General features: G+C 68.8%; 19 protein-coding genes and 1 other RNA gene. 12 read left to right on the forward strand and 8 right to left on the reverse strand.

The window, feature by feature from the left end; all coding sequences use genetic code 11:
• Nucleotides 1-150 precede the first annotated feature (150 nt).
• Nucleotides 151-1,080, reverse strand: a complete 930-nt coding sequence (locus ABD770_RS13525; protein WP_344820194.1) for a proteasome assembly chaperone family protein — start codon at nt 1,078-1,080, stop codon at nt 151-153.
• A gap of 112 nt (nt 1,081-1,192) precedes the next feature.
• Between ABD770_RS13525 and ABD770_RS13530 the strand changes: the two genes are divergently transcribed.
• The 3 genes from ABD770_RS13530 (at nt 1,193) to sucB (ending at nt 5,780) form a co-directional block, all read left to right on the forward strand.
• Nucleotides 1,193-2,668 carry a leucyl aminopeptidase gene (locus ABD770_RS13530; RefSeq protein ID WP_344820195.1) on the forward strand — a complete coding sequence of 492 codons (1,476 nt, stop codon included), beginning with the start codon at nt 1,193-1,195 and terminating at the stop codon, nt 2,666-2,668.
• On the forward strand, nt 2,668-4,041 hold the full coding sequence (gene lpdA / locus ABD770_RS13535; protein WP_344820196.1) for a dihydrolipoyl dehydrogenase: 1,374 nt from the start codon (nt 2,668-2,670) through the stop codon (nt 4,039-4,041). Before ABD770_RS13530 ends, lpdA begins: the two co-directional genes overlap by 1 nt.
• 65 nt (nt 4,042-4,106) lie before the next feature.
• Nucleotides 4,107-5,780 (forward strand): 2-oxoglutarate dehydrogenase, E2 component, dihydrolipoamide succinyltransferase, encoded by a 1,674-nt coding sequence (gene sucB, locus ABD770_RS13540; protein ID WP_344820197.1) that lies wholly within the window; start codon nt 4,107-4,109, stop codon nt 5,778-5,780.
• Between the two features lie 6 nt (nt 5,781-5,786).
• Here the strand turns inward: sucB and ABD770_RS13545 are convergent, their stop codons facing one another.
• Nucleotides 5,787-7,244 (reverse strand): hypothetical protein, encoded by a 1,458-nt coding sequence (locus ABD770_RS13545; protein WP_344820198.1) that lies wholly within the window; start codon nt 7,242-7,244, stop codon nt 5,787-5,789.
• A gap of 122 nt (nt 7,245-7,366) precedes the next feature.
• Here ABD770_RS13545 and ABD770_RS13550 point away from each other — a divergent pair, with 122 nt between their 5' ends.
• Nucleotides 7,367-8,077, forward strand: coding sequence for a DUF4191 domain-containing protein (locus ABD770_RS13550; protein WP_344820199.1), 711 nt, complete (start codon nt 7,367-7,369; stop codon nt 8,075-8,077).
• A 25-nt stretch (nt 8,078-8,102) separates the two neighbouring features.
• Here the strand turns inward: ABD770_RS13550 and ABD770_RS13555 are convergent, their stop codons facing one another.
• On the reverse strand, nt 8,103-9,290 hold the full coding sequence (locus ABD770_RS13555; protein ID WP_344820200.1) for a RimK family alpha-L-glutamate ligase: 1,188 nt from the start codon (nt 9,288-9,290) through the stop codon (nt 8,103-8,105).
• Nucleotides 9,291-9,315: 25 nt separating this feature from the next.
• Here ABD770_RS13555 and ABD770_RS13560 point away from each other — a divergent pair, with 25 nt between their 5' ends.
• Nucleotides 9,316-9,795, forward strand: coding sequence for an ATP-dependent zinc protease family protein (locus ABD770_RS13560; RefSeq protein ID WP_344820201.1), 480 nt, complete (start codon nt 9,316-9,318; stop codon nt 9,793-9,795).
• A 6-nt stretch (nt 9,796-9,801) separates the two neighbouring features.
• Here ABD770_RS13560 and ABD770_RS13565 read toward each other — a convergent pair whose 3' ends face one another.
• Nucleotides 9,802-10,218 carry an RDD family protein gene (locus ABD770_RS13565; RefSeq protein ID WP_344820202.1) on the reverse strand — a complete coding sequence of 139 codons (417 nt, stop codon included), beginning with the start codon at nt 10,216-10,218 and terminating at the stop codon, nt 9,802-9,804.
• A 117-nt stretch (nt 10,219-10,335) separates the two neighbouring features.
• On the opposite strand from ABD770_RS13565, the gene glnA reads away from it, so the two are divergent.
• Nucleotides 10,336-11,760: a type I glutamate--ammonia ligase gene (glnA, locus tag ABD770_RS13570; RefSeq protein ID WP_344820203.1), complete on the forward strand. Its 1,425-nt coding sequence runs from the start codon at nt 10,336-10,338 to the stop codon at nt 11,758-11,760.
• 139 nt (nt 11,761-11,899) lie between these two features.
• Here the strand turns inward: glnA and ABD770_RS13575 are convergent, their stop codons facing one another.
• Genes ABD770_RS13575 through ABD770_RS13585 form a run of 3 tightly spaced genes read right to left on the reverse strand, consistent with a single transcriptional unit; the run spans nt 11,900 to nt 16,446 of the window.
• A complete protein-coding gene (locus tag ABD770_RS13575) occupies nt 11,900-14,872 on the reverse strand; it encodes a bifunctional [glutamine synthetase] adenylyltransferase/[glutamine synthetase]-adenylyl-L-tyrosine phosphorylase (protein ID WP_344820204.1) in 2,973 nt (990 codons plus the stop codon).
• A 9-nt stretch (nt 14,873-14,881) separates the two neighbouring features.
• Nucleotides 14,882-16,219, reverse strand: coding sequence for a glutamine synthetase family protein (locus ABD770_RS13580; RefSeq protein WP_344820205.1), 1,338 nt, complete (start codon nt 16,217-16,219; stop codon nt 14,882-14,884).
• A 2-nt stretch (nt 16,220-16,221) separates the two neighbouring features.
• Nucleotides 16,222-16,446, reverse strand: a complete 225-nt coding sequence (locus ABD770_RS13585) for an SPOR domain-containing protein (RefSeq protein ID WP_344820206.1) — start codon at nt 16,444-16,446, stop codon at nt 16,222-16,224.
• A gap of 67 nt (nt 16,447-16,513) precedes the next feature.
• On the opposite strand from ABD770_RS13585, the gene ppgK reads away from it, so the two are divergent.
• The 6 genes from ppgK to ABD770_RS13615 all read left to right on the forward strand — a co-directional run bounded on the left by ppgK (nt 16,514) and on the right by ABD770_RS13615 (nt 22,495).
• Nucleotides 16,514-17,260, forward strand: coding sequence for a polyphosphate--glucose phosphotransferase (gene ppgK / locus ABD770_RS13590; RefSeq protein ID WP_344820207.1), 747 nt, complete (start codon nt 16,514-16,516; stop codon nt 17,258-17,260).
• 196 nt (nt 17,261-17,456) lie between these two features.
• Nucleotides 17,457-18,482 carry a LacI family DNA-binding transcriptional regulator gene (locus ABD770_RS13595; RefSeq protein ID WP_344820208.1) on the forward strand — a complete coding sequence of 342 codons (1,026 nt, stop codon included), beginning with the start codon at nt 17,457-17,459 and terminating at the stop codon, nt 18,480-18,482.
• The gene (locus tag ABD770_RS13600) at nt 18,479-19,753 is read left to right on the forward strand and encodes an ABC transporter substrate-binding protein (protein WP_344820210.1); all 1,275 of its coding nucleotides are present in this window, start codon (nt 18,479-18,481) and stop codon (nt 19,751-19,753) included. Before ABD770_RS13595 ends, ABD770_RS13600 begins: the two co-directional genes overlap by 4 nt.
• A 4-nt stretch (nt 19,754-19,757) precedes the next feature.
• A complete protein-coding gene (locus ABD770_RS13605; protein WP_344820211.1) occupies nt 19,758-20,654 on the forward strand; it encodes a carbohydrate ABC transporter permease in 897 nt (298 codons plus the stop codon).
• On the forward strand, nt 20,651-21,493 hold the full coding sequence (locus ABD770_RS13610) for a carbohydrate ABC transporter permease (protein WP_344820212.1): 843 nt from the start codon (nt 20,651-20,653) through the stop codon (nt 21,491-21,493). The genes ABD770_RS13605 and ABD770_RS13610 overlap by 4 nt, the downstream gene beginning before the upstream one ends.
• A 30-nt stretch (nt 21,494-21,523) precedes the next feature.
• The gene (locus tag ABD770_RS13615) at nt 21,524-22,495 is read left to right on the forward strand and encodes a glycoside hydrolase family 130 protein (protein ID WP_344820213.1); all 972 of its coding nucleotides are present in this window, start codon (nt 21,524-21,526) and stop codon (nt 22,493-22,495) included.
• 236 nt (nt 22,496-22,731) lie between these two features.
• Here ABD770_RS13615 and rnpB read toward each other — a convergent pair.
• Nucleotides 22,732-23,095, reverse strand: an RNA gene (rnpB, locus tag ABD770_RS13620) — RNase P RNA component class A.
• Nucleotides 23,096-23,098: the final 3 nt, after the last annotated feature.

Genomic DNA, 23,098 nt, shown 5'->3' on the forward strand with positions numbered 1-23,098 from the left:
AGCGCAGCGGGCGCTCCGGGCCATTTCGGACACTAGTAAGACCCTTGTCAAGTGCGATCGTGGAGATCGACGGTTGACAACGGGTCGGACGTCCATTATCACACACCTGTACGGTCGGCGCGTCGTCGGCGGGAAGTCCCGCGCGCCGGGTCAACTGTGCTTGTCTTCATCGCCCGGACGGCGGTCGGCGAGGTAGCGCTCCAGCTCGGCGGCGAGCTCATCGGCACTGGGCAGGTCGTGCTCGTCGAAGGCGTCCTCCACGTCCTCGCCGTCCTCGCGACCGGCCATGTACGCGTCGTGGCGGCGCTCGAGCGTGTGCACCATGTGCGTGAGCTCCTCGTTGCCGCGCACCTGCGACTCGACGCGCTGGAGGTACTCCTCGCGCCGTTCCTGCACTTCGTCCATGCGCAGCACGAGGCCCGTGGCGATCATCAGTCGATCCGCGGCGGCGACCACGGTGTCCGGATACTCCGTGTCCGCCAGGTAATGCGGCACCAGCAGCACGAATCCCGCCACGCGCACGTCGTGCTGGATCAGGCGGTACTCGAGCAGGTGACCCACCGTGGCGGGGACCTGCGTGCGCGGCTTCCACACGGAGTGCGCGGCGATGAGATCCCGACGGTTGCCGCTGACCGTCGTGCCCAGCGGCCGCGTGTGCGGAACCGGCATGGCGATGGAGTGCACCCAGGTGACGGAGGAGACCTGGAACCCGGCGGCGAAGCTGACGACGGCGTCCGTGAACGCGTTCCACGCGAAGTCCGGCTCGTAGCCGGACAACAGCAGGAAGGGCTGACCCAGCGCGTCGTGGGCCAGGGCGAGCTCCAGCTTCGCGGGCCGGAACTCCGTCAGATGATCCTGGTCGAAGACGATGACGGGTCGGCGCGCCCGGTAATCCAGCAGCACATCGTTGTCGAAGACGATCAGCGGCTGCGGCGCCGTGCTCCCGTGCAGGTGGTCGATCAGCCCGGAGACGGCGCTCCCCGCATCCGTGAATCCGGTCAGCAGCATCACCAGGGGAAGACCGGTGGGCACGTCGGGCGCACCGGAGATCGACTCGTACAGCTCATCGGAGAAGGGCATGACTCAATGCTACGAGCCGGTGCGACGTCGGGACGGGACCTTCTCATGCTGACAGCGAACACGGACATGCCGGAGCCAGCGCCCGCGCAGACGGGCTATCTAGGATGGGACCATGACGCTTCCCGCGATCTCGACCACCGCCGATCCGTTCCCCGGAAGTGCTGCAGACGCCGCAGTGCTCGTCATCCCCGATCCCGACAGCGCCCAGGAGGCGCTCGCCGAGTACGAGGGTCTCGCCGCCGCACTCTCCGGCATCGGGTACAAGGGCAGACCCTCCAGCTTCACCCGCGTGCATCTGCCGGGCTTCAGCGACGTGCCACTGGCCGTCGTCAGCGCCGGCCCGACGCCCAGCGCGGCCACCGTGCGCGATGCCGTGGCGACCGCCGCGCGCAGCCTCACGGGCTTCTCCACGGTGTCCATCGGTTTCGGCCCGGGCCTCGACGCATTCTCGGAGGCCGCGGCCGAGGGCGCGCTTCTGGGCGGCTACCGCTTCGACGACTACCGCTCGGAGAAGAAGCCCACCCGTCCGGACCGACTCGTCCTGCACACCGTGTCGCTCGACGAGACGGCGCTGGACTCCGCCCGGACGGTGGCTGAGGCAGTGGCCCTCGTGAAGGACCTCGTCACCGTCCCCGCCGAATGGCAGAGCCCCGCTCAGCTCGCGCAGTCCGCACTGGATGCCGTCGCCTCGCTGCCCGTGCAGGTGGAGATCCTCGACGAGAAGCAGCTCGAGAAGGCCGGCTTCGGCGGGATCCTCGGCGTCGGGCGCGGCTCGGACCGCCCGCCCCGCCTCGTCAGACTCAGCTACTCCCCCTCTGACGCCGGACGCCACATCGCCCTGGTCGGCAAGGGCATCACCTTCGACACCGGCGGACTCTCGCTCAAACCCGCGGCCGGCATGCTGGGCATGAAATTCGACATGACGGGTGCCGCGACGGTGCTCGCCGTCATCCGCGCGATCGCGACGCTGGGTCTGGCCGTGCGCGTGACCGCATGGATGTGCATCGCCGACAACATGCCCTCCGGCCGCGCGATACGCCCCGGGGACGTGCTGCGGATGGCGGACGGACAGACCGTCGAGGTGCTCAACACGGACGCGGAGGGGCGTCTGGTGATGGCCGACGGCCTGGTCGCCGCGAGCCGTGAGAAGCCGGACGTGATCTTCGACGTGGCGACTCTGACCGGTGCCATCATCACGGCGCTCGGCATGCGCCATACCGGAGTGATGGGCGAGGACGCCGCCGTCGCCGAATACCTCGCCGCCGCGGAGGAGGTCGGCGAACCCGCGTGGCGACTGCCGCTGCCGGAATACATGGAGGAGCTGCTCGAGTCGCCCATCGCCGACATGGTCAACGCCAACATGTCCGATCGCTCCGGCGGTTCGATGTTCGCGGGGCTGTTCCTGCAGCGCTTCGTGGGACGCACCGGGGAGGACCCGGACGCGCCGCGCATCCCCTGGGTGCATCTGGACGTCGCCGGATCCGCCGAGCACAAGGGCGCGGCCTACGGCTTCACCGAGAAGGGCGCCACCGGCGCGACGGTGCGCTCCCTCATCGCGTTCGCGCGCGCATCCGTCGAGGAGGCATGATGAGCGACCACGGGTTCGACCTCGTCATCCTCGGCGCAGGCAGCGGCGGCTACGCGGCCGCGCTGCGCGCCGCCGAGCTCGGGAAGAAGGTTGCGCTGATCGAGAAGGACAGGGTCGGGGGCACCTGCCTGCACCGCGGATGCATCCCCACCAAGGCGCTGCTGCATGCCGCCGAGGTCGCCGATCACGTCCGCACCGCGGCATCCGTCGGGGTGACCGCCCAGCTCGACGGGATCGACGCGGCGGGCGTGACCGCCTACCGCGACGGCATCGTCGCCAAGAAGTACAAGGGGCTGCAGGGCCTGATCAAGGCACGCGGGATCACCGTCGTCGACGGAGAGGGATTCCTCGAGCCGGATCGCGCCGTGCGCGTCGGTGCGGATCGCTACGTCGGCACGGATGTGGTGCTCGCCACGGGTTCGTACAGCCGGTCCCTGCCGGGGCTGGAGATCGGAGGGCGCATCCTCACCAGCGAGCAGGCACTCGCTCTCGAGGAGATCCCGTCGAGCGTCGTCGTCCTCGGCGGCGGTGTCATCGGCGTCGAGTTCGCCAGTGTCTGGCACTCCTTCGGCGCCGAAGTGACGATCGTCGAGGCGCTGCCGCACCTCGTCCCCAACGAGGACGTCGCCCTCAGCAAGGGTCTCGAGCGCGCGTTCCGTCGCAAGGGCATCTCCTACAACCTGGGGACCCGCTTCCAGAAGGCCGAGCAGGACGAGAAGCAGGTCACCGTGACGCTGGAGGACGGCAAGGCCTTCACCGCCGACTACCTGCTGGTGGCCGTGGGCCGCGGCCCCGCCACCTCGGGCCTCGGCTTCGCCGAGGCGGGCGTCAGGCTCGACCGCGGATTCGTCATCGTCGACGACCAGCTGCGAACCGGCGTCCCCGGGCTCTGGGCCGTCGGCGACATCGTTCCCGGACTCCAGCTCGCGCACCGCGGATTCCTGCAGGGCATCGCCGTGGCCGAGCGCATCGCGGGGATGGACGTCCCCGCCGCCCCGGAGACGCGGATCCCGCGCGTCACCTACTGCAGCCCGGAGGTCGCATCCGTCGGCATCACGGAGGACGCCGCGGTCGCCGCCCATGGACGGGACTCCGTCATCGCCTACGAGTACAGTCTCGCCGGCAACGGCAAGAGCGAGATCATCGGCACGACGGGCACCGTCAAGGTGGTGCGCCTCAAGGACGGCCCGGTGCTCGGCATGCATCTGCTGGGCGACCGCGTCGGCGAACTCATCACGGAGGGGCAGCTGGCCGTCGCCTGGGAGGCGCATCCCGAGGACTTCGCCTCTCTCATCCACGCGCACCCGACCCAGAGCGAGGCGCTCGGCGAGGCCTTCCTCGCCCTGGCCGGAAAACCGCTCCACGCACTCTGAACCGCCAACAGGACGCCCGGGTCACTAAGCTTGGGGCGTCACAGATTTCTGAAGGAGACTCCGTCATGAGCACACCCGTGGTCCTTCCCGCACTCGGGGAGAGTGTCACCGAGGGTACGGTCACCCGCTGGCTGAAACAGGTCGGCGAATCGGTGCAGGCGGATGAGGGCCTGCTCGAGATCTCGACAGACAAGGTCGACACCGAGATCCCCTCGCCCGTCAGCGGCATCATCGAGGAGATCCTCGTTGCCGAGGACGAGACCGTCGAGGTCGGCGCGCTGCTCGCCCGCATCGGCGACGGGACGAGCGCCCCCGTGACAGGGGATGCACCGGCCGCAGCCGCACCCGCTGCGGAGACGGCGCCCGCGCCCGTCGCGGAGCCCGCCCCCGCTCCTGCTGCCACGGCACCCGCACCGGCGGCGTCCGGTGGTGCGACCGATGTCGTGCTTCCGGAGCTGGGCGAGTCCGTGACCGAGGGCACCGTCACCCGCTGGCTGAAGGCTGTCGGCGACGACGTCGCCGTCGACGAGGCGCTGCTGGAGATCTCCACGGACAAGGTCGACACCGAGATCCCCTCGCCCGTCGCCGGCACTCTGCAGGAGATCCTCGCCGCCGAGGACGAGACAGTCGCCGTCGGAGCCGTGCTCGCACGGATCGGCTCGGGCGCTCCTGCGGCCGCTGCCGCCGCCCCGGCGCCTGCTGCTCCCGCCCCCGCGCCTGCTGCTCCCGCTCCCGCGCCTGCTGCTCCCGCCCCGGCGGCTCCCGCCCCCACCCCCACCGCTCCGGCGGCGGCACCCGCACCCGCCGCACCAGCGGCGGCGCCCTCCGAGACGCTGTACGTGACACCGCTCGTGCGCCGCCTGGCCGCCCAGCAGGGCATCGACCTCGCCACAGTCACCGGCACCGGCGTCGGAGGCCGCATCCGCAAGGAGGACGTGCTCAAGGCCGCCGAGGCGAAGGCGCAGGCACCCGCCGCCGGTGCCGCCGCGCCCGCGCCGGCACCGGCGCCTCTCGAGGTGTCGCCGCTGCGCGGTACGACCCAGAAGATGTCGCGACTCCGGAAGGTCGTGGCGGAGCGCGCCGTCGCCTCGATGCAGCAGACCGCCCAGCTGACCACCTTCGTCGAGGTGGACGTCACCGCGCTCGCCGCGTACCGCACGGCCAAGAAGGACGAGTTCCTGCAGAAGACGGGCGACAAGCTCTCCTTCCTGCCGTTCTTCACCCTCGCCGCCGCGGAGGCGCTGCAGGCCTACCCGATCATCAACTCCACCGTCGACGGCGACAGCATCGTCTACCCCGCCTCGGAGAACATCTCGATCGCGGTGGACACCGAGCGAGGCCTGCTCACTCCGGTGGTCCGGGACGCGGCGTCGAAGAACATCGCACAGCTCGCACATGAGATCGCAGACCTCGCCGCTCGCACGCGCGACAACAAGCTGAAGCCCGACGAGCTGGCCGGCGGCACGTTCACGGTGACGAACACCGGCTCGCGCGGCGCGCTGTTCGACACGCCGCTGGTGTTCCTGCCGCAGTCGGCGATCCTCGGCACGGGCGTGGTGTTCAAGCGCCCGGGCGTGGTCACGGTCGACGGCGTGGACGCCATCGCGGTCCGCTCCTACGTGTACCTGGCGATCTCCTACGATCACCGAATCATCGACGGCGCGGATGCCGCCCGCTTCCTCGCCGCGATCAAGAACCGTCTGGAGTCCGCGCAGTTCGCCGCAGACCTCGGGATCTGAGCGCGTTCAGCCTCCTTCGGATGGCTGGTCGGCGACGTCGTACACGTCGCGGACCAGCCATCCGTCTTCTGCGCGCTCAAGGACGAGCATCTGCTCGCTGCGCGCGGACGTCTCGGCCAGTCGTATCACGGCCACATCCCCGTAGTCCTCGATGACCGCGGCATCCCGACCGTCGGCATCCGGCCCCACTCGCTCCAAGACCGTCGGAGCGCTGCCGGCCACAACGGCCCTCGCGCACTGCGGATCACCCTCGTGCGTGCACCGCGCGGCCTCCTTCAGCAGCGCCCGCGCGGTCTGCGCGAGGTCCGTCGGTATGGAAGCGGTCGGCGACGGCGTTCGGGCCGATCCACGCCCTTCAGGATCCGCCCCGCCCTCCGCAGGCGCGTGGAGCCGCGTCGTCTCGGCCACCGCAGCGGGAGACGGGGACGATTGCCCACCGCCGGCCGGCCACAGCAGACCGCCCAGGAGCACCGCAGCGGCAGCGGCTCCCGCGACCAGGAGCATCCGCCTCCTCGGGGTCCTGGGCGCATCCGCGGCGGTGGGTCGCTCCGTCGCGTAGAAGGAACCCACCACCGGCCGTCCGCGTCCGAGCATTCGTTCGCGGAGCGCGGACACCGCTCTTCGCACTCCCTCCGCCGCCCGCGCGAGCCGCTCGCCCATCCGATGCTCCCGCGGAGACCCGCGTTCTCCCGCACGCGGGTCCTGCGGACCTCGCGCACGGTGCAGCGGAATCTCCTGAACCCTCTCCGGGGCGTACACCCGCTGCTCCAGAGCACGAGGCGCGGCCAGATCCATGAGCTCCCGCTCCCAGCCGTCGAGGGCACGCTGCACCACCCGATGATCGGCGAGCCCGTCTCGAATCCTCGTGAGCACCCGCTGCAGCGCCCGGTCCGAGCAGGTGGCGCCGATCCTCTCGACCAGTCCCGCGGCGGCCTCCCCGCACGTCACGCCCTCCCCCGGCGCGAACAGCGGTCGCGCGCGGTCATCGAGCCACCAGCGTCCGCGAAGCGGCGTAGCGCCGACCTCGGTCGTCCCCCGCAGCAGGCTCCCCACCAGCGTCGTCACCTCCCCGGAGCTCAGCGGACGCCCCGCGGCCTCCCGCCTGGCGAGGAACACCGCCACGGGCTCGATGCACCACGGCAGCAGCGCTCCGTGCCCGTCGGCCGTGCGCAGCACGTCGCGCACTCCCACGACGTGCTCCGCGGACGCGAAGTCCCACAGCCCCGTCTCGGCCGCCGCCGCATCGACGCATACCCGCTGCCCGTCCCCGTCGCGGACGAGGGCTCCCGGGTACGGCGACTCCGTGCCGTACAGCAGACGAATGACCCGATGGGCCCCCGGCACGAGCTCGATGCGGGAGGGCCCCCTCGCATCCGGATTCGGATCGCGGTCGGCATCCGGATCGGAATCCGGGCTCGTGCTCGATCCGAGCCCCGGCACCGGGAACTCCCCTGCGTCGTCCATGCGTCCATGACAGCGCGTGCGATCACACCGGAACAGCGTCATCCCGGCGGTTGTGGACAGCCCGTCTCAGGGGCGCGGTTGTGCAGAGAGAACGAACGGCGTTCACTCGGTAGGCTGTGAGCATGGCAAAAAGTGCTCCCGCAGCGGAGAAGCGCCCTGGCTTCTTCTCGCAGATCCGTTCGCTGTTCCGGTTCACCCGGGAGGTCTACGGCTGGCTGCCCTGGGCACAGCTTGCCATCCTCATCGCCGGCGTGCTGGTCGGCCTGATCCTCGGCTACGTCTTCGGCGGCGGTGCCGTGCTCTCCCTGGTGCTGTGGGCCATCACCGGCCTCATGTTCGGCGTCCTCGGAGCGATGTTCCTCATGACCCGGCTGTCGACGAAGGCCATGTACGCCAAGATCGACGGGATGCCGGGGGCCGGCGGTCACGTGCTCAGCACCAGCCTGGGACGCAACTGGCAGTCCTCGGACACCCCGGTCGGCATCAACCCGAAGACGCAGGAGGCCGTCTACCGGGCGATCGGGCGCGGCGGCATCGTCGTCGTCGGCGAGGGCTCCCGCGGCCGTCTGACGCGTCTGGTCAACGAGGAGCGGCAGAAGGCGCAGCGCGTCGCACACGGCGTACCGGTGACCGTGCTGTACGTCGGACACGGTGAGGACGATGTGCACATCTCGGAGCTGGCCAAGACCATCAAGAAGCTTCCCAAGGCGATCGACAAGTCGACGATGGCCGCCGTCATCCGCCGGATCGAGTCCGTGTCGCAGTCGCTGTCCTCCCTCCCCATTCCGAAGGGCATCGACCCTGCGAAGGCGCGCGCACCGCGCCCCCGCTGAGCACCCGGCCGGAGCAGGAGGGCGTTCAGTCCCCCAGCGGCTCCTTCGGCAGGCGTCGGACACGGGGCCGACGACGTCGGCGCTCCGGGATCATCGTGCGCATCTCCTCGAGCCTCCCGAAGCACAGCAGCCGATCCTCCGCCTCCAGCACCACATGCTTGCGCGGATTGGGGATCGCCCCGACGCCGCGGTGCAGAGTGAGGACGGTGATGTCCCGATCCCACAGGCCGAGGTCCCCGAGCTGCTTTCCGACCTGTCCCGCACCGGCGTGGATGACCAGTTCGGCGACGCCGTAGCCCGTGGACACGCTGAGCCTCTGACGGATGTCGATGTCGGGGAAGGCCACCTGACCGGCGATGTAGTCGATGATGGCGCCGGCGACGTCCAGCTCGGTGGCGGCCTCGATGCCCTGCAGGCCCGGCGACGAGTTGACCTCCATCACCAGCGGCCCGTCATCGCTCTCGAGCATGTCGACACCGGCCACGCGCAGTCCCATGATCTGCGCGGAGCGCACGGCCGTCTGCTCGTACGCCGGGTCGAGGCTGACCGGCTCCACTCGACCGCCGCGGTGCACGTTGGAGCGGAACTCGTCTCCGTCGGCGACGCGCCGCATCGCGGCGACGACTCGATCGCCCACCACCAGCGCACGGATGTCACGACCTCGGCTCTCGGCGATGAACTTCTGGATGAGCACGTTCTGCTTGGTGGAGTGCAGCGTCTCGATGATGGCCTCGGCGACCTTCACCTGCGGCGCGAGGATCACTCCGATCCCCTGCGTGCCCTCGAGCAGCTTGATGACGACGGGAGCACCGCCGACCCGCTCGATGGCGGGACGCACATCCGCACGATTGCGCACGAATGCCGTCGGCGGCATGGCGATGCTGTGGCGGGACAGGATCTGGTTCGCACGCAGCTTGTCGCGGGCGCTGGAGATGCCGTCGGCCGTGTTGGGCGTGTAGACGTCCATCTGCTCGAACTGCCGCACCACCGCGGTGCCGAAGTAGGTGATGGAGCTGCCGATCCGCGGCAGGATCGCGTCATAGTCGCTGAGCTGCCTCCCGCGGAAGAACAGGTCCGGCGCGTCGGCGGTCAGATCGATCGCGAACTTCAGGGTGTTCAGCACTTTCACGGCATGCCCGCGCTGCTGCGCGGCCGCGCGAAGACGCTGCGTGGAGTACGACTGCGGTGCCCGCGAGAGGACGGCGATCTTCACAGATGCTTCCTGCCAGGATGTAGGGGTGAACCGGTCCTCCCATTCAAACACGACCACGGGATGGCGTGAATGGGTGAGCCTGCCCGATCTGGGCGTCGACTGGATCAAGGCGAAGATCGACACCGGCGCCCGGACCTCGTCGTTGCACGCGTTCGACGTGACCGAGTTCACTCGGGACGGCGAGGAGTGGGTGCGGTTCGCCGTGCACCCCTGGCAGGAGACGAGGGCGGATGCCGTGGCGCACGAGTGCCCGGTTCACGACCGTCGCGCCGTGCGCAGCTCATCGGGCCACGCCGAGCACCGGATCGTGGTCGTCCTGAGGATGCGGCTGGTCGGTCACGATGTGCAGGGCGAGGTGACTCTCACCAACCGGGACGAGATGGGCTTCCGGATGCTGATCGGCCGCCAGGTGCTGAGGCGCGGGTTCGTCGTGGATCCGGCCAAGTCCTTCCTGGGCGGCCGCGCCCCGCGCGAGACTCGCCGCCGCAATCGTGGAAGGACCTGAGCCGCCTCAGGAGCGGATCAGCACGGTTCCGGCCAGCTTGTCGTGCAGACCCCGCTGATCGGCGTCCCAGATCACCGCGGGGATGACCACCACCAGCAGCAGTGTGCGCACGAGAGGTCGCCACAGTCCCACCCAGCCTCCGCCGAAACGCACGACCCGCATGCCCAGGATCCGATGCCCCGGGCTGCCTCCGGCCGTCGGGATGAACAGGATCTGCAGCACCGCGAAGACCATCATGGGCGCGAACTGCCGCCAGCCCGCATCGGCAGGCAGGGCGAACTGGTCGTACCCCAGGAAGCCGATCGCGATGACGGTCGCGGCGAAGTAGTCGATCGCCAGCGCACCGATCCGGCGCCCGACGCGGGCGATGCTGCGCGGTCCGCTCGCGGGCAGTCCGAGGCGTTCGCCGGGGTAGTCGTTCACCGCTCCAGCCTACCGAGGACACGTAACATGCCCGAAACACGACAGACACGGCTGAGAAACTCCGAGTGCATAACCTGCGTAAGGTTGATCCAGCCGATACCCGATCAGGAGTCGTACATGTTCACAGAGGCCGCAGAGGTCCTTCGCTTCATCGAGGAGCACGACGTCAAGTTCCTCGACGTCCGCTTCACCGACCTGCCCGGCGTGCAGCAGCACTTCAACATCCCGGCGTCCACGGTCGACGAGGACTTCTTCCGAGACGGCCAGCTGTTCGACGGCTCCTCGATCCGGGGCTTCGCCAGCATCCACGAGTCGGACATGCAGCTGATCCCCGATGTCACCACGGCGTACCTCGACCCGTTCCGCGAGGCGAAGACCCTCATCATGGTCTTCGACATCTACAACCCCCGCACGGGCGAGATCTACGCGAAGGATCCGCGTCAGGTCGCCAAGAAGGCCGAGAAGCACCTCGCCGCGACGGGCATCGCCGACACGGCGTTCTTCGCGCCCGAGGCGGAGTTCTACATCTTCGACGACGTGCGCTACTCGGTGACCGCCGGGGAGAGCTTCTACCGCATCGACTCCGAGGAGGCCGCGTGGAACTCCGGCCGCGAGGAGGAGGGTGGCAACCTCGGCAACAAGACCCCGTTCAAGGGCGGTTACTTCCCCGTCTCCCCCGTGGACAAGACGGCGGATCTGCGCGATGACATGACGCTGCGCCTCATCGATGCCGGCTTCCACCTCGAGAGATCGCACCATGAGGTCGGAACCGCGGGCCAGCAGGAGATCAACTACCGCTTCGACACCATGGTCCGCGCGGCGGATGACGTGCTGAAGTTCAAGTACATCATCAAGAACACCGCGGAGGAGTGGGGCAAGACCGTCACCTTCATGCCCAAGCCGCTGTACGGCGACAACGGCTCGGGCATGCACACCCACCAGTCGCTGTGGCTGGACGGCGAGCCGCTGTTCTTCGACGAGGCCGGCTACGGGCAGCTCAGCGACATCGCCCGCTGGTACATCGGCGGGCTGCTCAAGCACGCCGACGCCGTGCTCGCCTTCACGAACCCGACCCTCAACAGCTACCACCGTCTGGTCAAGCACTTCGAAGCGCCGGTGAACCTGGCGTACTCCGCCGGCAACCGCTCAGCGGCCATCCGCATCCCGCTGACCGGCTCGAACCCCAAGGCCAAGCGCATCGAGTTCCGCGTGCCGGATGCGTCCGGCAACCCGTACCTGGCCTTCGCCGCGCAACTGATGGCGGGCCTGGACGGCATCAAGAACCGCATCGAGCCGATGGAGCCCATCGACAAGGACCTGTACGAGCTTCCTCCCGAGGAGGCCGCGAACATCCCTCAGGTGCCCAACTCGCTGCTGGACTCCCTGGAGGCGCTGCGTGCCGACCATGCCTTCCTGCTCGACGGCGGCGTCTTCACCGAGGAGCTCATCCAGACCTGGATCCAGTACAAGTACGACAACGAGATCCTTCCGATGGCCCAGCGCCCGCATCCGTTCGAGTACGAGCTCTACTACGGGGTCTGAGCGTCCCGGTCACCGGGAGACCGCTTCCTCCCGAGCTCGCCGAGCGCCGAGGACGGGGAGGGTATGAAGGCGCCTCCCGTTGCGAGGGAGGGGAACGGCGCGTGCTCGCGACGACGGGCCCTGTCCCTGCTCCCGCGCGTCAGCCGTAGAACTGCTTCTCGAAGACCCGGCGGGCACGTCGTGTGATCCGCAGGTAGTCCTCCTCCAGCAGCACCGCCCCTCTGTCCGGATACCCCAGCAGCCTGCCCACGCCATCGAGTTCACGATGATCCGTCGGCAGCACGTCACGGGTGCGCCCCGTCAGCAGCGTCATGGCCGAGCGCAGCCTGCTGGAGAGCACCCATGCCTCGCGCAGCCGCTCCGCGGACGTCGCGGGCAGCAGGTCCGCGAGCACTGCGGCGTCCAGAGCCTGCAGCGTGGAGGTTGTGCGCAGATCGGGCACCCTGTGCCCGTGCTGCAGCTGCAGCACCTGCACCATCCACTCGACATCGCTGAGCGTGCCGGGTCCGAGCTTGAGATGCCGACGCGGGTCCGCGCCCTGCGGCAGCCTCTCCCCCTCCACCCGGGCCTTGATGCGCTTGATCTCACGGACGTCCTGCGCGGAGATGTGCTCGGGGAAGCGGATGCCGTCGGCGAGCTCCATGAATCGGCCGATGAGCTTCGCGCTGCCGGCGACCCCCCGCGCACGCAGCAGGGCCTGCGCCTCCCACGACAGCGACCAGCGCCGGTAGTACTGCGTGTATGCCTCCAGGGTCCGCACGATCGGTCCGTTGCGGCCTTCCGGCCGAAGACCGGCGTCCAGCTCCAGTGGCACGCGGTGGTCGGTGAGATGCTCGCGGAGCCCCGCGACGATCCGGGATGCCAGCTGATGGGCCCTCTGCGGCTCCACGCCGTTCGGGTCGTAGACGAAGAGCACATCGGCATCCGAGCCGAAGCCCAGCTCCGCACCGCCGAATCGACCCATCGCGATGATCGAGAAATCCAGTGCGTCGTCCTCGGGGGCGACGACCTCGCGGCGGACCGCGCGCAGCGCCGCCTGGATCGCGGCGTCGGTGATGTCGGTGAGCGCCCGAGCCATCTCATCCACCCCGATGTGGTCGAGCACGGCTCCCATCGCGGTGCGCAGCAGTTCCCTGCGTCGCAGCGCGCGGACGGCGCGCAGTGCGGCCCCGGTCGTGGTGTGCCTGGTCTGGATGGCGCGCGCCTCCTCGTCGAGGGCCGACGCTCCTCGCGGCCGCAGTGAGCTCTGGCTGTCCAGCCATGCAACGGACTCCGGGATCCACTCCATCAGCTCACCGACGTACCGCGAGCTCGACAGCACGCGCGTGAGCCGTTCCGCTGCCCCCGAGGAGTCCCGCAGCATCCTCAGGAACCAGTGGGTGTCGCCGAGCCGCTCGCTGATGCGCCGGAACGAGACGAGGCCGTAGTCGGGGTCGGTGCCCTCGGCGAACCACCGCAGCATGACCGGCATGAGATGCCGCTGGATGGTGGACTTGCGGCTGAGACCGGAGGTCAGGGCGGCGATGTGCTGCAGCGCACCCGCCGGGTCGCGGAAGCCGATGGCCGCCAGTCGGGACTCCGCCTGGCCTGCGGTGAGCACGCGCTCCTCCGCCGGCAACGAGGCGACGGCGGCGAGCAGGGGACGGTAGAACAGGCGCACGTGCTGCTCCCGCACATCACGCCGCAGCTCATCCCACAGCGTCTGCAGCGCGGTGGCGGATTCAGCCAGCCCGGTCGCGCGGGCGAGACGCCGCAGCCCGTCCGCGTCGCGCGGCATGAGGTGGGTCCGGGTGAGCTCGTGCAACTGCAGTCGATGCTCGAGCAGCCTGAGGGTGCGGTACTGCTCGGCGAACGCCGCGCCCTCCGCGCGTCCGATGTAGCCGCCCGCCACGAGGGCGTCCAGCGAGGTCAGGGTGCCGCGGGTGCGCAGGCTCCCGTCGTCGACCCCGTGGACGAGCTGCAGCAGCTGCACGGTGAACTCGATGTCGCGCAGACCACCGGGCCCGAGCTTGAGCTGGTACGGGATGTCCTCCGCGGGGATGTTGTCGGTGACGCGCTCGCGCATGGCCTGCACGCTCTCGACGAAGTCCTCCCGCTCGGCGCTGTGCCACACCTTCGGCTGCACGGCCTCGATGTACGCGGCTCCGAGCTCCGCGTCCCCGGCGATCGGATGCGCCTTGAGCAGCGCCTGGAACTCCCAGCTCTTCGCCCAGCGGTCGTAGTAGGCGACGTGCGAGGCGAGGGAGCGCACCAGCGCGCCCTGCTTCCCCTCCGGCCGCAGGGCGGCGTCCACCTCCCACAGCGGCGGTTCGGCGTCGATGCCGGAGAGCACCCGCATGGTCTCGCGAGCGAGCCGGGTGGCGATGTCGATGGCGCGGGGTTCGCCGAGCACGTCCTCGTCGGAGCTGCCGGCCACGAAGATCACGTCGACGTCGCTGACGTAGTTCAGCTCGCGCGCCCCGGCCTTGCCCATGCCGATGATCGCCAGTCGGGTGGCGACGACCTCGTCCCGGTTGCCGGAGGCCTCCGCCACCGCGGTGCGTGCGACGGCGAGGGCGGCCTCCAGTGCCGCCGCCGCCGCATCGGCCAGTGCTGCGGAAACGGCGTCGATCGCCGCTGCGGGCTCGGCGGACGCCGTATCGGCGGCGACGATCTCGGCCAGGCATCTCCGGTATGCGACCCGCAGCGCCGTCTCCGGACGCGCTGCGCGGGCGAAGCCCTCCACGGCGTCGACGGATGCCTGCAGACGCGCCACGAGCTCCTGCGGAGTCGGCACGTCGGTGCGCAGCAGGGCCGCCGCTTCGAACTGGTCAGGTCTGCGGGCGAAGAAGTCCGCGAGTCCCGAGGAGACGCCCAGCACGCGCCACGCCGCGACGCGGGCATCCGGATCCTGCATCACGGCCTGCACGCGCGCGGTGTCCCGGCGGGCGATGCGCAGGAGTCCGGCGAGCGCGCCGTCCGGATCCGCCGGAGCCGGACCGGTGACCAGGTCGGAGCGCTCCATGCCGGTCAGTGCGGACAGCTCGGTCAGCGCCGCCGACGCGGCCGTCAGCTCGACGAAGCCGAGCCGGGCCAGCGCCGACAGCGAGACGGACGCTTCAGGTCGTGCCATGGCCGCCGCTCAGAGCAGCCCGAGATCGTTCTGCAGCTCGAACGGCGTGACCTGACCGCGATACGCCTCCCAGTCCTTGCGCTTGTTCAGCAGCACGTAGTTGAACACCTGCTCCCCGAGGGTCTCGGCGACCAGCTCCGAGTCCTGCATGTACTCCAGGGCGTGGTCCAGGCTCGCCGGCAACGGGGCATAGCCCAGCGCGCGACGCTCCGAGTCGCTGAGCGACCACACGTTGTCCTCGGCCTCCGGCGGCAGCTCGTACTCCTCCTCGATGCCCTTCAGACCCGCTGCCAGCATGAGCGCGTATGCGAGATACGGGTTGGCGGCGGAGTCCAGCGCGCGGTATTCGATGCGGGTCGACTGGCCCTTGTTGGGCTTGTACATCGGCACACGCACGAGGGCGGAACGGTTGGCGTGCCCCCAGGTCACGAAGCTGGGCGCCTCGTCGCCGCCCCACAGCCTCTTGTAGGAGTTCACGAACTGATTGGTCACGGCGGCGATCTCGTTGGCATGACGAAGCAGGCCCGCGATGAACCTCCGCCCGGTGAGGGACAGCTGGTACTCGGCGCCCGCCTCGAAGAACGCGTTCACATCTCCCTCGAACAGCGACAGGTGCGTGTGCATGCCGCTGCCGGGGTGGTTGTTCAGTGGCTTGGGCATGAACGTCGCGTAGACGCCCTGCTCGATCGCCACCTCCTTGACGACCGTGCGGAAGGTCATGATGTTGTCCGCCATGGTGAGGGCGTCGGCGTACCGCAGGTCGATCTCGTTCTGGCCCGGGCCGCCTTCGTGGTGGCTGTACTCCACGGAGATGCCGAGGTCCTCCAGCATCCGCACGGCGCTGCGGCGGAAGTCGTGCGCGGTGCCGCCGGGGACGTTGTCGAAGTAGCCCGCGGAGTCCACCGGCACGGGCCCGTCCGCACCGAACTGCGCGGACTTGAGCAGATAGAACTCGATCTCGGGATGCGTGTAGAACGTGAATCCGGCGTCCGCCGCCTTCGCGAGTGCACGGCGGAGGACATTGCGCGGGTCCGACACCGCGGGGCGCCCGTCCGGCGTGGTCAGATCGCAGAACATGCGCGCGGTGGGATCGACCTCGCCCCGCCACGGCAGGATCTGGAACGTCGACGGGTCCGGACGCGCGAGCAGGTCGGATTCGAACGTGCGGGTCAGACCCTCGATCGCCGACCCGTCGAAGCCGATGCCCTCTGCGAAGGCCCCCTCCACCTCGGCCGGAGCGATCGCGACGGACTTGAGCGTGCCGATGACGTCCGTGAACCAGAGGCGGACGAACTTCACGCCGCGCTCCTCGATGGTGCGCAGAACGAAGTCGCGCTGCTTGTCCATGCTCACTCCTCGTCTCCGCTCTTCGGTGTGCTCTGCGCGCCCCAGGAGTCCTCTGCGGCATCATCGGCGGCCCACGCGCGCGAGCGCTCGCGCAGCAGCTCCGGAGCATTCGCCGCCTCCTCGGCGCTGTCGAACGGTCCGACGCGATCCACCGCCGGCGACTGCATGCCGAACTCCACCTCTCGGGTGCTGAGGTTGAACCAGTACTTCCCGTCACCGTCGGACATGCTCGCTCCTTCGTCGCGATCTGTCACGATCCTAATCGTGCATGGGGACCTGGATAGGCTATTCCGCATGGCACAGCAGGCAATCGGCGTCGACATCGGCGGCACCGGCATCAAGGCAGCAATCGTCAACCTCGAGCACGGCACGCTCGACTCCGAGCGCATCCGGGTGGACACGCCGAAGGGTGCTCGCCCGGCGGATGTGCTGGATACCGTGCGGGAGGTGCTGGGCACCCTCGGCGTGACCGATTCCGAGCTGCCCCTCGGTGTGGCCTTCCCCGCGATCGTCAAGCACGGCAGGACTCTGTCCGCCGCGAACGTCGCCAAGGACTGGGTGGACTTCGAGGCGGAGAAGTTCTTCGAGGACGGGCTGGGCCGTCACATCGCGTTCGTCAACGACGCGGACGCGGCCGGCGTCGCCGAGGCCCGCCACGGTGCGGCGAGGGATGCCAGGGGACTGACCATCCTCACCACGCTCGGCACCGGCATCGGATCGGCCTTCCTGTACGACGGTGTGCTGATCCCCAACACCGAGCTCGGTCATCTCAACCGCAAGGGCGAATCCATAGAACGCTGGACGGCGTACTCGGCGATGGACCGCGAGGACCTGTCCTGGGAGGACTGGTCCGCGCGTCTGCAGGAGTTCTACAGCCATGTCGAGTTCCTCTTCAGCCCGGACCTGTTCGTCGTCGGCGGCGGGGTCTCCAAGCATCCGGAGAAATTCCTTCCCCTGCTGGAGCTGAAGACCCCCATCGTCGCAGCGGTGCACCGCAACGCCTCCGGGATCATCGGCGCGGCCTCCCTGGCCGCGGACTAAGCAGCGGTCGTCGCACCGACGCGGAAGGGGCCCGTTCGAGAAACTGAGCGGGCCCCTTCCGCGTCCGCCGTTCGGGCGACCGGATATCGGAGACGGGACGCCGCGGCCCGGCTGTTTTGACACCGTGATCAAACCGGTTTATTCTTAAGGCTCAAACCGGTTCAACAGATCCGATGCACCGGTCGCAGGAGGTGCGATGTCCCGTCCGACGATCGCCGATGTCGCTCGTGAAGCGGGCGTCACCAAGGCCACGGTCTCGCATGCCCTCAGCGGCAACCGACCGGTCTCCGAGGCGACCAGGGCGCGCGTGCTCGCGGCCGTCGAGCGGCTGAACTGGGTTCCCAGCCAGAGCGCGCGCTCGTTGGCGACCAGCCGCGCGAACGCCGTCGGTGTCGTCCTCGCGCGGGATCCGCAGGTCATCGCCAACGACTCCTTCTTCCCCGCTTTCATCGCCGGCGTCGAATCAGTGCTCGCCGAGACGGACACTGCGCTTCTGCTGCAGGTCGTCGCCGACCGTGATGCCGAGGAACGCGCGTACCGGGCCATGTCGCACGGTCGCGCCGACGGTGCGATCCTGCTGGATCTGCGCGTCGAAGACTGGCGGGTCCCGTTGCTCACGGAGCTCGGCGTGCCCACCGTGATCGTCGGCGCCTACGACCAGGAGCACGACTTCTCCTGCGTGCGCACCGACGACGGCGCCCCCGTCCGCGAGATCATCGCACACCTGCACGAACAGGGCCACACGAGGATCGCCCACGTGTCGGGCCCGCTGGACTACGTGCACTCCAAGGCCAGAGCGGATGCCTACGTCGACGCGATCGGCGACGCTTCGCTGCTCCGCGAGGGCGACTTCACGGCAGGCAGCGGCCGGGACCGCACCGCAGAGCTGCTCGCTCTGCCGCAACCGCCGACCGCCATCGTCTACTCCAACGACACGATGGCCATCGCCGGACTGTCCTACGCGCGGTCGCAGGGCGTGGCCGTGCCCCGCGAGCTGGCGATCGCCGGCTTCGACGACGACCACCTCGCCGCACACATGTCACCCGCGCTGACGAGCGTGTCATCCGATCCGGCGGCGCGCGGTCGCGCCGCCGCCAGACTGCTTCGCGCCGACATCCTCGGCGCGCGGCCGAGGACCGAGCTCATCGACTGCAATGTCGTGCACTTCAGGGCGAGCACCTCGGCACCCGCGAACCCTGACGCATCAAGGAGGAAATCATGAAGAGGATCCGCACCACCGCTGCCTTCGGAGCGGTGACGCTGCTGGCAACGGCTGCCCTCGCGGGCTGTTCGTCGGGAGGGGCCGACACCAGTTCCGCCGACGGCACCGGTGACATCACGATCTGGCTCTCCAACAACGAGCAGGAGCTCGCCTGGGGCAAGTCGGTCGTCGCCGCCTGGAACGACGAGCACCCCGATCAGCAGGTGACGGCGCAGGAGATCCCGGCCGCATCCTCCTCGGAGGAGGCCATCACGGCTGCCATCACCGCCGGGACCGCGCCGTGCCTGGTCTACAACATCGCCCCCGCCGCGGTCTCCGGCTGGGTCAAGCAGGGCGGTCTCGTCGATTTGAGCACCATGGACGGTGGAACCGACTACATCACCGCTCGCGGCGGCGATGTCTCGTCGTACCAGACCGACGGGTCGTTCTACCAGCTGCCGTGGAAATCGAACCCGGTCATGGTCATGTACAACAAGGATCTCTTCGCCAAGGCCGGGCTCGATCCGGACGACCCGAAGATGAACACCTACGACGCCTTCCTCGACGGTGCCCGGGCGATCGTGGACTCGGGTGTGGACAGCGCGATCTGGCCCGCGCCGACCAGCGAGTTCTTCCAGCCGTGGTTCGACTTCTACCCGTTCTACCTGGCTGAGACCGACGGAACCCTCCTCGTCGAGGACGGTGCGGCGACGTTCGATTCGGACGCCGGCGCGAAAGTCGCCGATTTCTGGGCCACCGTCTACAAGGAGAAGCTCGCTCCGAACGAGAAGTCCACCGACGATGCGATGTCCGCCGGCACCACGGCGATGCAGCTGGCCGGTCCGTGGGCGATCCCCTCCTACGCCGACAGTGTGAACGTCGGGTTCATGCCGGTCCCCACGTCCGACGGCCGCGACGCCCCCATCACCTTCGCGGACTCGAAGAGCGTCTCGATGTTCACCACATGCGAGAACAAGGGCACGGCGTGGGACTTCCTGAAGTTCTCCACGAGTGAGGAGAACGACGGCGCGCTGTTGGAGGCGACCGGCCAGATGCCGATGCGCACCGACCTCGTCGACACGTACGCGGATTACTTCGCCGCCAACCCGGACTACGTCGCCTTCGCCGACCAGGCGGAGCGCGTCGCCGACGTCCCCAGCATCCCGAACTCGGTGGAGGCCTGGCAGGCGTTCCGCGATGAGTACTCGGCGGCCGTGATCTTCGGCAAGGAGTCCACCGCCGACTTCCTCAGCAACGCGGCCGAGAAGGTCGACGGCATCGTCGCGGAGTGAACCGATGACCAACCGCACGCGGCTGCGCACCCGGATTCTCGGGGCGCAGCCGCTCGGCGGGCTTTTCGCCCTGCCGTACTTCATCTTCATCATCGCGATCTTCGCCTACCCGCTGCTCTTCGCGATCTACATCGCGTTCCACGACTATTTCTTCACCGCTCCGGGCGTGCAGGTCGACCGGCCGTTCGTCGGCTTCGACAACTTCGTCGAGGTGCTCACGGATCCGAAGGTGCTCGGCGCCTTCCGCAACACCCTCGTGTTCCTCGTCATCAACGTGCCGCTGACCGTCGTGCTCTCGCTGGTCCTCGCAGCCGCGCTGAACACCGGCATCCGCTGGGTGGCGGCCTACCGGGTCGCGTTCTACGTCCCGTACCTGACCGCCAGCGTCTCGCTGGTCGGTGTCTGGATGCTGCTGTTCTCCAGCGGTGGTCTGATCAACAGCCTCCTGGGGCCGCTGGCCCCCGATCCGTCATGGCTGGTCAACAGCGGCCTGGCCATGCCGATGATCGCGCTCTACGTGACCTGGAAACAGCTCGGCTTCTACATCCTGCTGTACCTCGCGGCCCTGCAGAACGTGCCCAAAGAGCTGTACGAGTCCGCCGAGACGGACGGCGCCGGTGCGTTCGCCCGCTTCATGAACGTCACCGTGCCCGGCGTCCGCAACGCGACCGCACTCGTTCTGATCCTCTCGATCATCACCGGAGCGAACCTGTTCACCGAGCCCTACCTGCTCACCAACGGCGGCGGTCCGGACGGCGCCTCCGTGACGCCCGTGCTGCTGATCTATCAGCAGGGCATCCAGCAGCAGAACCCCGACACGGCATCCGCGATCGGCATGATCCTCGTCATCATCGTCGGCGCCCTGTCGCTGATCGCCAACCGAGCAACCCAGGAGCGATGATGCGCACCCGCAGAAGACTGCCGCGCGTGCTGAGCGCGGTCGCCCTCACGATCGCCGCGCTGGCGTTCGTGTTCCCGTTCTACTTCATGATCGTCGGCGCGTTCCAGCAGAACCCGACGAACTCGCCCGACCGCCTGTTCCCGGTCGGTGGCTGGACGTTCGACAACTTCGCGAACATCGACTCGCGCATCGACCTGTTCGGCTCCCTGCTGAACTCGCTGATCTTCACCGTCGGCGTGCTGCTGGGCACTGTGGTGTTCGGGATGCTGGCCGGATACGCCATAGCGCGGATGAGCTTCCGCGGCCGCGGTGTGCTCTGGGTCCTCATGCTGCTCGTGCAGATGGTGCCGTTCCAGTTGCTGATGATCCCGCTGTACGTGCAGATCACGAGCGGCTACGGTCTGGGCGACTCGTATCTGGGCATGATCCTCCCGTTCGTGATCAACACCACGGCGGTGTTCATCTTCCTGCAGTTCTTCAAGGCGCTGCCGAACGAGATCTTCGAGGCCGCGCGCATCGACGGCGCCGGCGAGATCCGCCTGCTCGTGTCGGTCGCGGTGCCCCTGATCCGCCCGGTTCTGGTCACGGTCGTGCTGATCACGTTCATCGGCCCGTGGAACGAGTTCCTGTGGCCGTTCCTGATCACCAAGGATGCCGCGCTGCAGCCGCTGGCGGTCTCGCTGGCGAACTACATCTCGAATGTGGCGCAGTCCACCGCGAACCCGAACGGCGCGATCCTCGCCGGTGCGACGGCGCTCGCGCTGCCCGTGGTCGTGCTGTTCATCGTCTTCCAACGGTTCTTCACCGCCACCGATCTCGGTGCTGCGGTCAAGGGCTGATCCACCCCTGAAAACACGAAAGGCGCCTGCATGTTCACCGGTGCATCCTTCCCCCTCGGCCCGTTCACGCCGTATGAGAACAACCCGATCCTGCGACCGCGCGGCGACAGCTGGGAATCCGCCAACCTCTACAACCCCGCCGCCCTCGTGGAGGGCGACGAGGTGCTGCTGCTGTATCGCGCCCACGCCGACGACATCGTCTCGCACATCGGTCTGGCCCGCTCCGGCGACGGGGTGAACTTCACCCGGGAGGATGCCCCGATCTTCTCGCCCGAGGAGGACTATGAGCGCTTCGGCGTCGAGGACCCGCGCATCGCGAAGATCGACGGGACCTACTACCTCACCTACACCGGGTGGGACCGGCACAGCGCGCAGCTGTGCCTCGCGACCTCGACGGATCTGCGCACCTGGACCCGCCACGGCCCGCTGTTCGACGACTTCGACACGTTCAAGACCATGGATCCGCGCGGATTCAACTGGTCGAAGGCGGGCGTCATCGTTCCCGTGCGGCTGCACGGCAAGTGGTGGATGTACTTCGGCGAGGGCGGCATCTACTGGGCCACCAGCGACGATCTCATCCACTGGACGCCGGGCACGCCGGACACCGAGCCGATGTACTCGCCGACGCCGGGCACGTGGGATGAGTCGCTGGTGGAGATCGGCACCTCGCCGGTCCTCACCGACAACGGCCTGCTCGTGATGCTCACCAACGGCGCGACGAGGACCGTGAACGCGGACGGTTCGGTGGATGTCGACTACCGCTGCGGCCAGATCGCCATCGACCCCGACGACCCGACGAAGGTCATCGCCCGTCTGCAGGAGCCGTGGCTGCGTCCGCAGACGTTCGAGGACTTCAACGGTCTGGTCTCGAACGTCACGTTCGTGGAGGGCCTGGTGAAGTTCCACGGGAAGTGGTTCGCCTACTACGGACAGTCGGACACGACGCTCGCCGTCGCGATCCACGATCCGGCCGAGCCCTGGGGACGCGCACTGCGCTCCTGAGCCCGTCCGATCTCGGGCGGCGGCCTGTCGACGCTCCCTCCGAGTCCATGACGGTGCGACTCCCGGGGTGGAACCGTGCCGGAAGAGTCACCATCGTGCCGCACCTTCGGCAGAGCCCTGCGGTGAGTGGGTGAGGACCGTTCAGAGCCGGCTCCGGCACAAGTCCGTCACCGCGACGCCGGACACCCGCCACAAAGCCCTCCTGACCGGGGAACACCTGGTCAGGAGGGCTGAGGCGAGCGGGCCGGCCTGTACGCCGGGTTCTGTTCAGGAGCCTGCGCTCCCTTGACGGCCATCTCTCTCGGCGGCACGTTGCCGTGCCGCTCCAGCGACCTACCCGAGGACTCGGCGGGCCGCGTCAACATCCTCTGTCTGGTCTTGCTCCGGGCGAGGTTTACCTGGCGGGGCATGTCACCATGTCCCCCGGTGGTCTCTTACACCACCCTTTCACCCTTACCGCCGCCCGGAGGCGGCGGCGGTCTTCTCTCTGTGGCACTGTCTCGCGGATCACTCCGGGTGGGTGTTGCCCACCGCCCTGCCCTGCGGAGCCCGGACGTTCCTCGGTGCGCTCTCGCGCCACGCGACCGTCCGGCCGACCCGCTC

It is taken from the genome of Microbacterium soli, from assembly GCF_039539005.1.
Lineage (GTDB): Bacteria > Actinomycetota > Actinomycetes > Actinomycetales > Microbacteriaceae > Microbacterium > Microbacterium soli.